Here is an 11,959-nt window from a genome sequence, read left to right as displayed (position 1 = left end):
TTTTTCAGGATGGAAAAGGAGGTACGGGAATTAAGATTGTTCCTGGGAAGAAAAAACGCACTATGCTGGTGCGCGTTGCGTTTCAGTATTGCACCAACGGGGAACCCAAACTGGCGTTGCCCCTGTTTACTGCCTGATGCTGGTGCATCAGGCGATTAGCGACTCCTCGCGCGTGGCGGCCGCCAGTTCTTCACCGGCCAGCTGCAGCTGATACATCTGCCAGTAGCGCCCTTCTGCGGCCAGCAGTTCGCTGTGCGTGCCCCGCTCGACCGCCTGACCGCGATGCAGCACCAGAATGGTGTCCGCGTCGGTAATCGTCGATAAGCGGTGGGCGATCACCACAAGCGTTGTCTGTTCGCGAATGGCCGCAAGCGCCTGCTGGATAGCCTGCTCGGTGCCGGAGTCGATGTTCGCGGTCGCTTCATCCAGAATAAGGATTTGCGGCGCATCGACCAGCACGCGCGCCAGCGCCAGCAGCTGTTTTTGCCCAACGGACAAATTGTTGCCCTGTTCGCCCAGCCGGGTGTGGATGCCATCAGCCATCGTGCGAGCGAGATCCGCCAGCTGCACCGTTTCCAGCGCCTGCCAGACGGCCGCTTCGCTGATGTCACGTCCCAGGGTTACGTTGACAAAGAACGAGTCCGCCAGCACCACCGGATCCTGTTGTACCATCGCAACGCCCCGGCGCAGGGTATCGTGACTGAGCGTATCTAACGGGCGGTTATCCAGCCGAATTTCACCGCGGGTAAGCGGGTAGTAGCCCATCAGCAGGTTGGCCAGCGTGCTTTTCCCGCTGCCCGTATGCCCCACCAGCGCCACAAAGCTGCGCGACGCTACTTCCAGATTAATGTCCTGCAGCACCAGGCGATCGCCACGGTAGGCAAAAGAGACGTTGTCCACGGAGATACTGCCGCTTTCCAGCGGGCGAGTATCGCCGCCGTAATCCTGGCGTTTGCCATCCATCAGCTCGAAGACGCGCTCCCCGGCCACTACCGCCTGCTGCAGCATCGACTGCTGAGTGGTCAGTTCGATAAGCGGTTCGTTAAGACGGCCAAGATAGTTGATAAAGGCGTACAGCACGCCCACTTCAATCGTGCCGACCGAGGTGAAGCCGAACAGCATCAGTAAGCCGCAAAGCACCAGCGCAGAGAAGAGGCTGAGCAACGGCCGCAGCAGAAAACCGTCCAGCCGCAGGGTTTGCATACGCGCCAGGTAGTGCGAACGGCTCGCCGCCCCCATACGTTCGCCAAACCTCGCCTGCTGGCGGAACTGCTGGATAACGCCCATGCCGTTGATGACTTCGTTGAAGCCATCGTTAATATCCGCCAGATAGCTGCGCACCCGGCGCACAATCGGCGTGCTGTAGCGCTGGTAAATCACCATTACAATCAGGACGGCCGGGAAGATAGTGACGGCGACCAGCGCCATACGCCAGTCGAGGCTGAACATCGCCACCAGCATTGCGCCAATTAACGCCGCGCTGCGCAATACCGTAGCGACGACGGTGACGTAGAGATCGCGGATCACTTCCGTGTCGTTGGTAACACGGGAAATCAGCTGCCCTACGGGCTGGGTATCAAAGGCGCTCAACGGCTGGCGAAGCGCCGCATCCATCACGTCGGTACGTAGTTTTTGCACCACGCCTACGGCGGCCTGGTTGAACAGCAACGCCTGCCAGTAATGCAGCCCTGCAGCCGTAATAGCAAGCAGCAGATAAGCCGCGGCAAGCCCGGCCACCAGCGCCACCGGCAAGCGATTTTGCGACACCATATTATCGATGAAATAGCTCACCAGCACCGGGCCGGTGACTTCCGCCGCTGCCGCAATCCACAGCATTACCACGGCTCCCGCCAGCGGTTTGCGCCACGGCGAACCGTAGGCCAGAAGGCGTTTTATCGTCGGCCACTGCTTGTGTAACTTACGCATTGGCTTCCTCCGTCTCGACCGCCTCAGGCGCATCGTCCAGCGCGGCTTCCAGCTGCTGATAGCGGTACATGTCGCGATACCAGCTCGGCTGGGAAACCAGCGCCTCGTGGTTGCCCCGCTGGGCCACGTGCCCGTGCTGCATGACCAGAATCTCGCTGGCTTCGGTCAGGGCCGACAGGCGGTGTGCGCTGATAATCACCGTGCGGTTCTCGCCCCACTGGCGCAGGTTGTGGAGAATTTGATGTTCGGTACGCCCGTCTACCGCCGAAAGCGCGTCGTCGAGAATAAGTATCTCCGCATCCAGCAAAAGCGCGCGGGCGATAGAGATACGCTGTTTCTGCCCGCCGGAGAGCATCACGCCGCGCTCACCCACTTCCGTTTCGTAGCCCTGAGGCAGGCGCAAAATATCTTCATGGACGCTGGCAAGACGGGCGACGCGTTCAACTTCCTGCCGCGTGGCGTCCGGTTTACCCAGCGCGATATTGTTCGCCACGGTGTCTGAGAACAGGAACGGCGTCTGGTTAACGACCGCCAGGCGGCTGCGCCAGGCGTCGAGCTGCATCTGCACCAGCGGCATATCGTGAAAACGGATATCGCCCTGATCGATGTCAAAATGGCGCTGAAGCAGGGATAAAATGGTGCTTTTCCCCGCGCCGGTAGGGCCGCATAGCCCAAGCATGCCGCCGGGCTTAAGGGTGAATGAAACGTTCTCAAGCGTCGGCTGGGCGGTTTGCGGATAGTAAAAAGCGCGAATATTCGCTTGCACGATGCCACGGCCTTCCGGCGCCGCTTTCTCGCCGTCGACCACCGACGGCGCCTCTTCCAGCATACTGCGAATACGGCTATAGGCGGCGCTGCCGCGCTCGACGATATTAAACATCCACGCCAGCGCCAGCATCGGCCAGATCATCAGGCCCAGGTACATCACAAAGCTTGTGAGCTGCCCGAGCGTTAACGCGCCCTGCATCACCATCCAGCTTCCGCCCCCTACCGCCAGCAGGTTTGCCGTGCCGATGGCGATATAAATGGTTGGGTCGAAACGGGCGTCCACGCGCGCCACGCGCATATTCTTCGCCCCGGCGTCCTGCGCTTCGGAGGCGAATAACGCCGACTGGCGATCCTCCAGGCCAAAAGCTTTGATCATCCGGATGCTGGTTAAGCTTTCCTGGGTACGATCGTTAAGCGTGGAGAACGCGGCCTGCGCGAGCTTGAAACGCTGGTGTAGCTGGTCGCCGTAACGCTTGATAACCAGTGCCATCACCGGCATAGGCAGCAGCGCCAGCAGCGTTAACTCCCAGCTAATCTGCGTCGACATGACAATCAGCACCGCGCAGCCCATCACCAGCGAGTCCACCAGCGTCAGCACGCCTTCGCCTGCTGCAAATACCACGCGGTCTACGTCGTTCGTCGCGCGCGCCATCAGGTCGCCGGTACGATGGCGAAGGTAGAATTCGGGATGTTGGCGGCTAAGCTGCCGGTAATAATTTTCACGCAGTTCGACCGCAAGCTGGTAAGAGGCGCCAAACAGCAGCACGCGCCACACGTAGCGCAGCGCATAAACCACAACGGCAATTACAATCATCACGCCAAGCCACATCAGCACCTGTTGCCCTGACAGGCGATGTTCAGTGACGCCATCCACAATTACGCCCACCAGTTTTGGCGGCACCAGTTGCAGCATAGCGATGATGATAAGCAAGGCCACCGCCCCGAGATAGCGGCGCCATTCTCGGGTGAAGTACCAGCTTAATTGAGCAAATAATCGCACGCGGTTTTATTCCTGATTTGCAGTCTGCCGACGAGGGCTTTAAGGATGTGCCGAAAAACGCTAAAACGCAGCGTGGTTAGCCGCTTATCGGCAAGGCTGTCGTGTATTTTATCTGTTCCATGGCAAAACTCGAAGTTACATCGCTCAGGCCAGGCATACCGTTGACCAGACGCTTATAAAAATCGTCGTAACGCTTCATGTCCGCCACCTGCACACGCATCAGGTAGTCATATTCCCCGGCCATTCGCCAGAAGCCGAGCACTTCGGGCATCTCTTCCACTACGCTCACAAATTTGCCGTACCACTCGCTGCTGTGCTGCTGGGTTTTTATCAGCACGAAAGCCGTGAGGCCCAGGCCCAGCTTTTCAGGGTCCAGCAACGCGACTTTCGCGCGCACCACGCCATCCTCTTCAAGTTTTTTCAGGCGTTTCCAGCAGGGCGTGGTGGTCAGATTAACGGCATCCGCCAGCGCCTGCAAAGAGAGGGTGCAGTCTACCTGCAGCAAAGATAATAGCTTGCGGTCAATTTTATCTAGCATAACCACCTTCTGGAGAAATTTTTTCTCCAAGTAAAGCTTTCCGCAGGCAAAATGACAACTTTTTTATCCTTCTTTTGCATTACGCTAGGCACAAACAGACAAACGGATCCCGATCATGACCAGCAGCTGGGTAAAACACGCTATTAGCGAAATTAACGCCGATTACCAACGTTCGGCAGACACGCATCTTATCCGCCTCGCCTTGCCCGCCTTTCCCGGGATTCAGCTCTACCTGAAAGATGAAAGCACGCATCCAACGGGTAGCCTGAAGCACCGTCTGGCGCGGTCGCTGTTTCTCTACGGTTTGTGTAATGGCTGGATTAAAGAAGGGACCACGATTATCGAGGCCTCTTCCGGTTCAACTGCCGTCTCTGAGGCCTATTTCGCTCGCCTGCTGGGGCTGCCGTTTATCGCCGTCATGCCTGGCTGCACCGCAAAACGTAAAGTCGAGCAGATCGAGTTTTATGGCGGCCGCTGCCATTTTGTAGAGAGCGCCTGCGAAATCTACGCCGCTTCCGAGATGCTGGCCCGCGAGCTGAACGGCCACTATATGGATCAGTTTACCTACGCCGAGCGCGCAACCGACTGGCGCGGCAATAACAATATCGCCGACAGTATTTTTCATCAGATGGCGCATGAGCCGCATCCGGTGCCGGATTATATCGTGATGAGCGCCGGTACGGGCGGCACCTCAGCGACCATTGGCCGCTACCTGCGTTATCAGGGTCATCCGACCCGGCTTCTGGTGGTCGATCCGCAGAACTCTGTCTTTCTCGACTACTGGCATCAGCGTAACTGCGATCTTAGCAGCAAAGCGGGCAGTAAAATCGAAGGCATCGGGCGCCCGCGCTGCGAACCTTCGTTTATCCCGGATGTGATTGATGAAATGTTGCGTGTGCCGGATGCAGCAAGCGTCGCCACCATGCAATGGCTGGAGTCGATGCTGGGTCGCAAAGTGGGCGCATCAACCGGGACAAATATGTGGGGTGCGTTGCAGATGGCGGTTCGTATGCGCACCGAAGGCCGTACGGGTGCGATTGTGACGCTGCTTTGCGACAGCGGCGAGCGCTACCTGGAAACCTATTACAACCCGGACTGGGTGCAGGCGAATATCGGCGATTTGCAGCCGTGGCGGGCGGAAATCCAGAATCTGCTGCAATAAAAAAGAGGCCGGGTTTTATGCCCGGCCTGCTGAAAATACCTTGTCATTCGGGGGAATAAGTAAGGTTCGGTGTATCCAGCCAATGCGTTAAATAATGTGAAACCGCCTGCTTACTGCAGTGACCAATCACCGGCAGGTGGGGTAAATCCGCTTTCAGCTGGGCCATCGCGTTGCCCATAATCAAACCTTGACCGACCAGCGAGAGCATTTCGCGGTCGTTCATCGCGTCGCCAAAGGCCATGCAATCTTTCATCGTCAGGCCAAGATGCCGGCTCAGAATGCCCAGCGCCGACCCTTTGTTGCATCCCACCGGCAATACTTCCAGGCAATCCACCGCAGAGAAGCAGAGAAATGCGCTATCGCCCAGGGCTTCGCCAAGCTGGATTTTAAGCCGGCTGAGATCGTCGTGATCGCCGCAGAAGCAGATCTTGGTCACTTCATCTTTGGGCAGGCTCTTCAGATCTGTCAGACGATATTTGAAGCCGCTGTAAACGTGGGCATGCAGCAGTTCAGGGATGTCGTGCTGCGTCAGCCAGCCGCCGTCGTTGAAAACGTGCATGCTGGCCTGGGTGTCCCACTGGCCGAGAATAACGTTTTCCGCCGCCGCCGGAGTGAGATCCTGCCGGTGCAGCAGCTCTCCTTCCATGCTGTGAATGCGCGTTCCGTTGCCGGTAATAAGGAAAGCTTCCAGATCGAGCGATCCTAAAACGTGACGCATTTCGAGTACGTGGCGGCCGGTAGCAAAAGCGAGAGTGATTTGGCGCTCTTCGCGCAGGCGCTTAAGCGTACGCAGCGTTTCATCACCAAGATAATGATTGGGCAGCAGCAACGTGCCATCCATATCAAATGCAGCCAGACGCGCCATGAATACTCCCGGTTGTGACCTTACGAACATGTCCTGCAGTATTGCCTGGCATATGCGGAACTAATAGTGAATACTTCGAAAAAATTGTTCCGGGTTTAATGATGCGTCTGTTGAATCGGCTTAATCAGTATCAGAGATTGTGGCAGCCTTCGGCGGGTGAGCCCGTGCAGGCAACCGTGGCTGAACTTGCTGCCCGCTGCTTTTGCAGCGAGCGCCACGTTCGTACCTTACTGAAGCAACTGGAAGATGCAGGCTGGTTAACCTGGCGCGCGCGGTCGGGGCGAGGCAAACGCGGCGAGCTGACTTTTTTAGTGACGCCGGACAGCGTGCGCTCAGGGATGATGGAAGAGGTCCTGCACAAAGGGCAGCATCAGAACGCGCTGGAGCTCGCGCAAATCGCCCCGGAACAGCTTCGTCACCTGCTGCAGCCTTTTCTCGGCGGGCAATGGCAAAACGATACGCCAACGCTGCGTATTCCTTACTATCGCCCGCTTGAGGCGTTACAACCGGGCTTCCTGCCGGGACGGGCTGAACAACATCTTGCCGGGCATATTTTTTCCGGGTTAACGCGCTTTGTGGCAAACAGCGCGCGGCCCCAGCCCGATCTCGCGCACCACTGGCAGGTTTCTGACGATGGCCTGAGCTGGCACTTTTTTATCCGCTCAACGCTGCACTGGCATAACGGCGAAGCGGTAGAAACCGCGCAGCTGCAGCAGCGCCTGCTGATGCTGCTAACGCTCCCCGCGATGCGCCGCCTGTTTATTAGCGTAAAGACTATCGAACAGCCTCATGCCCGGTGCCTGCGCTTTGTATTGCATCGCCCCGATTACTGGCTGCCCTGGCGTCTGGCGAGCTATTGCAGCCGTCTTGCCCATCCCGACGATACCCAGCTTGGCTGCGGAGCATTCCGTATCGCCAGCTATAAAGCGAACCTGGTGCGCATTGAAAGCCACGAAAGCTATCACCTGAATCACCCTTTACTGAAGGCTATCGAATACTGGATAACCCCCCAGCTTTTTGAAGCGACGCTTGGCACCAGCTGCCGCCATCCGGTGCAGATCGCCATCGGGCAGCAGGATGAGCTTGTCCATCTGCGGCCGGTGAAAAAGAGTATCAGCCTCGGTTTCTGCTATCTGGCCATCAAGCAAAACGGCAATCTGACGCCCGATCAGGCCCGCATGCTGATGCAGATCGTGCGACGCCATGAGGTGATCGCCACGCTGCCGGTAGAAGAGTCTCTAATTACGCCGAGTACGGAAATGATCCCCGGCTGGACAATGCCGCAGTGGGCGGAACGGGAGGCGGTGAAGCTGCCCCGCCGGTTAACGCTCATTTACCATCTGCCGGTGGAACTGCATGCTATGGCTCAACAGCTAAAGCGCTATCTCGCCGCGCTCGGCTGCGAGCTGACGCTGATATTCCATAACGCAAAAAACTGGGCTGGCTGCGAACGGCTAGCCGACGCGGATATCGTGATGGGCGACAGGCTGATTGGCGAAGCGCCGGAGTATACGCTCGAGCAGTGGTTGCGCAGCGACGTGCTCTGGTCGCATCTGTTAACCGGTAGCCAGTATGCGCATTTGCAGGCCACGCTTGATGCGGTGCAGATCCATCCCGATGACGCAGAGCGCTATGCTGGTTTGCAGGCTGTGTTCAGCTCGCTGATGCACGATGCCATCGTCACGCCATTATTTAACTATCGCTACCAGGTCAGCGCCCCGCCGGGAGTCAACGGCATCGAACTTAACGCCTGGGGCTGGTTCGACTTTACCCAGGCCTGGCTGCCGCCGCCGTCGATGGCGTGAAGAAGCTGGGCAGCCGCACGCGGGGGCGTTACCATAGCGTCCGTAAAATTACTTCTGGATTACAGGATTACTCATGAAACGTGCGGTTGTCGTCTTCAGCGGTGGACAAGATTCCACCACCTGCCTGATTCAGGCTTTACAACAGTATGATGAAGTACACTGCGTGACGTTTGATTATGGTCAGCGCCATCGTGCTGAGATCGACGTTGCGCGTGAGCTTGCGCTGAAGCTGGGCGCCCGCGCCCACAAGGTGCTGGACGTTACGGTGCTGAACGAACTGGCCGTCAGCAGCCTGACTCGCGACAGCATTCCGGTGCCGGATTACAATCCAGCGGAAAGCGGCATTCCGGACACTTTCGTGCCGGGCCGTAACATCCTGTTTCTGACCCTCACGGCGATTTATGCCTGGCAGGTTGAAGCCGAAGCCGTTATTACCGGCGTTTGCGAAACCGACTTCTCGGGCTACCCGGACTGCCGGGACGAATTCGTAAAAGCGCTAAATCATGCGGTAAGCCTGGGCCTGGCGCGTGATATCCGCTTTGAAACGCCGCTGATGTGGCTTGATAAAGCTGAAACCTGGGCGCTGGCGGACTACTGGCAGCAGCTTGAGCTGGTGCGCAGCCAGACCCTCACCTGTTACAACGGCATAAAGGGCGAAGGCTGCGGGAAGTGCGCCGCCTGTAACCTGCGCGCCAACGGCCTCAACCGCTATCTGGCCGACAAAGCCGCGGTGATGGCCGCAATGAAGCAGAAAACCGGCCTTAACTAAGCCAGACTTCGGGCGTGGCGTCTGCCACGCCCTGCGCTTTACTCCATCATCTGCTCCAGCTTTTCACGCAATTCCCCCTCAATGGGCACGGCCTTTTGGGTCTTCAGGTCTATGCAGACAAAAGTCAGCAGCGCATCCGCCACGGCCTGCCCTTCCGGCTCAAGCGTGACGACCTGGCTTAATACGCCGCTTTTGCCGCTTAATTGCTGCAGGTTGCTGGTGATGCGCAGCACATCGCCAAGCACCGCTGGCCGACGGTAGCTGATGTTGATATTCACGACGATGAAAGCGATGTTGTGCTCCGTCATCCACTGAAAACCTGTCGTTTTCTCCAGGCCCTCCCAGCGGGCTTCTTCAAGGAACTCCAGATAGCGGGCATTATTCACATGCTGGTAAACATCCATGTGATAACCACGAACTTTGATTTGTGTCTGCATAGCGCGATGACCTTTTAATTTTAGTTAGCAGGTAAGATTCAGGCCGCGCCAACTGGTACGACCTGTTTTTTAGCGTAGCAAAACTTTCCGACTACGCGAGCCGATGCGCACTATCCATCAAAGTTTGATGCGCGCGCGGTTACGCTCTACCAGCGCGCTGCCGATTCCCGGCACCTCCTGCAGTTGGTCCAGCTCTTTAAACGGCCCGTACTCTTCGCGGTAGCTTACGATAGCCTGAGCTTTTTTCAGCCCAACCCCATTAATGACCTGGGCGATTTCTTCGGCGCTTGCCGTGTTGATACTCACCACGCCGTCGCTGACATTCGTCGTTTTCTGGTCGGCTGCTTTGGACGTGGAAGCTTTGGCCGCGCTACTTTCAGCCGTAGTGGCGATCTGCGCGGTGGCGGCGGTTTTTGCAGTTGCGGGAACCGCATGAGCCGGTGAGTAAACACCTGCGCCGATAAGCGTTAAGGTAAGACAAAAAGCTTTTATTCCTGACTTCATGCTGTTTCCTCCTTGTGTGTTTGGCAGCGAGGCTACCTTACCGGGGAGAAAAAACAGGAACAAATGCCAAAGTCAAAATGTGGAAAAGGCCGCGAAGGCGGCCTTTAGTTGTTGCACTACGTTGCAACGAATTGCGCGAAACGCTGAGAATTACTGCTGCTGGTCGACGATATCGCCCATTTTAATCTTCGCTTCTTTACGCAGATTGGTCATCAGCGCTTCAAAGGCGATTTGGGCGTTGTTCTGGGTAATACCCTGGACCATCGCTTTTTTCTGTTCCGCAGGCATGGTGCCGGCTTTCACTTCGTCCAGGGCTAACAGCACCACGTTGCCCTGCATGTCGTTGGCCACGCCGTAACCCGGCTGGTCTTTAGCGGGCAACGGCAGCGTGAAGGCCGCCTGGCTTATCGGATCCTGGCCTGTACGGGTCAGCGTTTTGGCTGCGCCAAAGCTTAGCCCTGCGGCTTCCATCGCCGCTTCACCTTTGCCCTGCTTCAGCTCAGTAAGCAGCTTGTCCGCCTGCAGTTTTGCCTGCTGTTCGGCTTTCTGATGTTTAACCTGAGCGATAACCTGCTCGCGCACTTCAGCCAGAGGCTTAACGGCTTCGGCTTTATGCTCTGTTACGCGCAGAACGAACGCGCGGTCACCGTCAACGGTGATAATGTCAGAGTTGCTTCCCGGCGTGCCGTTCTCGCCTACCAGACCGCCATTGAAAATAGCGTCTGAAACAGGTTTGAAGTTTAGCTCGGCCGGCAGGTTATCGTGACCAAACCAGCCCGTCTCAACGGCCTTAACGCCCGCAACCTGTTCGGCACCCGCCAGGGATTCGTTATCGTTGCTTGCCGCGTCGCTCACTTTCTGTTGCAGCGCATAGTACGCGTCCAGGGCTTTATCCTGTTTTACTTTGTCTGCAATCGCATCGTGAACCTCAGCCAGCGGTTTGGTTTGCGCTGGTTGCACATCATCCAGGCGAACCACCAGGAAGCCAACGGAAGATTTAATGACGCCAGACAGCTGGCCCTTTTCTTTCAGACCGGCATTTTTCAATTCGTCAGGCGTTGTGCCCGGCTCCAGCCAGCCCATGTCGCCGCCGTTACGGGCAGAAATAATGTCGGCTGATTTCTCTTTCGCCAGCGCCGCAAAGTCGCCGCCTTTGTGCAACGCCTCGAGAACAGCTTTTGCTTCCGCTTCAGTTTTGGTCTGAATCACGCTGTAGCGGTTACGCTGCGGCTGGGTGAATTCATCCTGATGCTGGTCGTAGTAAGACTGAATATCCGCATCCGTTGCTGTTTCCTGCATTGAGGCAGCGTCAAGCTTGATATAGCTGACTTTAAACTGTTCAGGCGCGACGTAGCTGTTTTTGTTCTGCTCGTAGCTGCTGGTGATTTCCTGCTCGGTCACTTCCTGCTTCGATGCCAGCGCGTTCACATCGATGGTGGCTTCACGCACCAGGCGTTCCTGGGCCACCAGCGCGGCCAGCTCATCGGTTTCGCCGGTGAGCATAAAGTCTGTGCCCACAACGGCGCTGATAAGCTGCTGTGTGGTCAACTGGTTACGCAGCGCTTGCGCGTACTGTTCCGCCGTCATCCCCATATTGCCGATGATGGCTTTATAGCGGGCGTTGTCGAATTTACCGTTGTTCTGGAATGCCGGCTCTTTAAAAATGGCCTGTTTGATTTGCTCATCGCTGATGCCCAGACCGAGGTGTTTAGCGTACTGATCCATCAGGGCTTCGTCGATCATGCGAGACAGCACCTGCTGACGCATCTGCTTCATGTAGCCTTCGCTGGAAGCCAGCGCTGAGAACTGTTCACCTAATTGCTGTTGCTGGCGATTACGTTCGCTGGCTACCGCATTTTCGAACTGCCCACGACCAATCTCCTGGTCATTCACTTTTGCGGCGTAATTGGCGCTGCCGCCAATCAGATAATTACCCACGCCGGTCAAAATGAAAGAGACGATAATCAAACCCAGAATGATCTTGAGCACGACGTGGTTTGCCGCCGCGCGTAAATTGTCCATCATGGTGTAACAACACTCCGCTGTAGTGTGATTGGTAAACCCTGCGCAGTCGTCATGGCATCCTTGCGAACGCTCGTTACTCGCCACTGCGCGCAAGAGGGTATTGTGACAAGAAACCCGTCCCAAATCATCAGGCATGCGTAAAATTAGGACGCCAGAAACA

General features: G+C 56.9%; 10 protein-coding genes. 3 read left to right on the top strand and 7 right to left on the bottom strand.

What is annotated here, in order from left to right:
* Positions 1-147: 147 nt before the first annotated feature.
* The 3 genes from WLO31_RS04600 to WLO31_RS04590 form a co-directional block, all read right to left on the bottom strand.
* On the bottom strand, positions 148-1,926 hold the full coding sequence (locus WLO31_RS04600) for a SmdB family multidrug efflux ABC transporter permease/ATP-binding protein (RefSeq protein ID WP_435929310.1): 1,779 nt from the start codon (positions 1,924-1,926) through the stop codon (positions 148-150).
* The gene (locus tag WLO31_RS04595; protein WP_435929309.1) at positions 1,919-3,694 is read right to left on the bottom strand and encodes a SmdA family multidrug ABC transporter permease/ATP-binding protein; all 1,776 of its coding nucleotides are present in this window, start codon (positions 3,692-3,694) and stop codon (positions 1,919-1,921) included. The genes WLO31_RS04600 and WLO31_RS04595 overlap by 8 nt, the downstream gene beginning before the upstream one ends.
* 76 nt (positions 3,695-3,770) lie before the next feature.
* Positions 3,771-4,232, bottom strand: a complete 462-nt coding sequence (locus WLO31_RS04590; RefSeq protein ID WP_435929308.1) for an Lrp/AsnC family transcriptional regulator — start codon at positions 4,230-4,232, stop codon at positions 3,771-3,773.
* Positions 4,233-4,347: 115 nt separating this feature from the next.
* Here WLO31_RS04590 and WLO31_RS04585 point away from each other — a divergent pair, with 115 nt between their 5' ends.
* Positions 4,348-5,394 carry a PLP-dependent cysteine synthase family protein gene (locus WLO31_RS04585; RefSeq protein WP_435929307.1) on the top strand — a complete coding sequence of 349 codons (1,047 nt, stop codon included), beginning with the start codon at positions 4,348-4,350 and terminating at the stop codon, positions 5,392-5,394.
* 43 nt (positions 5,395-5,437) lie between these two features.
* On the opposite strand, the gene cof is transcribed toward WLO31_RS04585, so the two are convergent.
* A complete protein-coding gene (gene cof / locus WLO31_RS04580; RefSeq protein WP_435929306.1) occupies positions 5,438-6,259 on the bottom strand; it encodes an HMP-PP phosphatase in 822 nt (273 codons plus the stop codon).
* Between the two features lie 101 nt (positions 6,260-6,360).
* Here cof and WLO31_RS04575 point away from each other — a divergent pair, with 101 nt between their 5' ends.
* Positions 6,361-8,064 carry an SgrR family transcriptional regulator gene (locus WLO31_RS04575; RefSeq protein WP_435930509.1) on the top strand — a complete coding sequence of 568 codons (1,704 nt, stop codon included), beginning with the start codon at positions 6,361-6,363 and terminating at the stop codon, positions 8,062-8,064.
* A 73-nt stretch (positions 8,065-8,137) separates the two neighbouring features.
* Complete coding sequence (queC, locus tag WLO31_RS04570; RefSeq protein WP_435929305.1) at positions 8,138-8,833, top strand: 7-cyano-7-deazaguanine synthase QueC; 696 nt, start codon at positions 8,138-8,140, stop codon at positions 8,831-8,833.
* Positions 8,834-8,871: 38 nt separating this feature from the next.
* Here queC and WLO31_RS04565 read toward each other — a convergent pair whose 3' ends face one another.
* From WLO31_RS04565 to ppiD, 3 genes are all read right to left on the bottom strand, one after another.
* Positions 8,872-9,270: a YbgC/FadM family acyl-CoA thioesterase gene (locus WLO31_RS04565; RefSeq protein WP_435929304.1), complete on the bottom strand. Its 399-nt coding sequence runs from the start codon at positions 9,268-9,270 to the stop codon at positions 8,872-8,874.
* Positions 9,271-9,387: 117 nt separating this feature from the next.
* Entirely contained in the window at positions 9,388-9,774 is a 387-nt protein-coding gene (locus tag WLO31_RS04560) for a ComEA family DNA-binding protein (RefSeq protein ID WP_435929303.1), read from the bottom strand.
* 150 nt (positions 9,775-9,924) lie between these two features.
* Positions 9,925-11,799, bottom strand: coding sequence for a peptidylprolyl isomerase (ppiD, locus tag WLO31_RS04555; protein WP_435929302.1), 1,875 nt, complete (start codon positions 11,797-11,799; stop codon positions 9,925-9,927).
* Positions 11,800-11,959 lie beyond the last annotated feature (160 nt).

This window comes from Dryocola sharpae (genome assembly GCF_051307055.1).
Taxonomy (GTDB): domain Bacteria; phylum Pseudomonadota; class Gammaproteobacteria; order Enterobacterales; family Enterobacteriaceae; genus Dryocola.
Note: the sequence above shows the minus strand (reverse complement) of the source record. Positions and strands in the feature narration are given on the sequence as shown.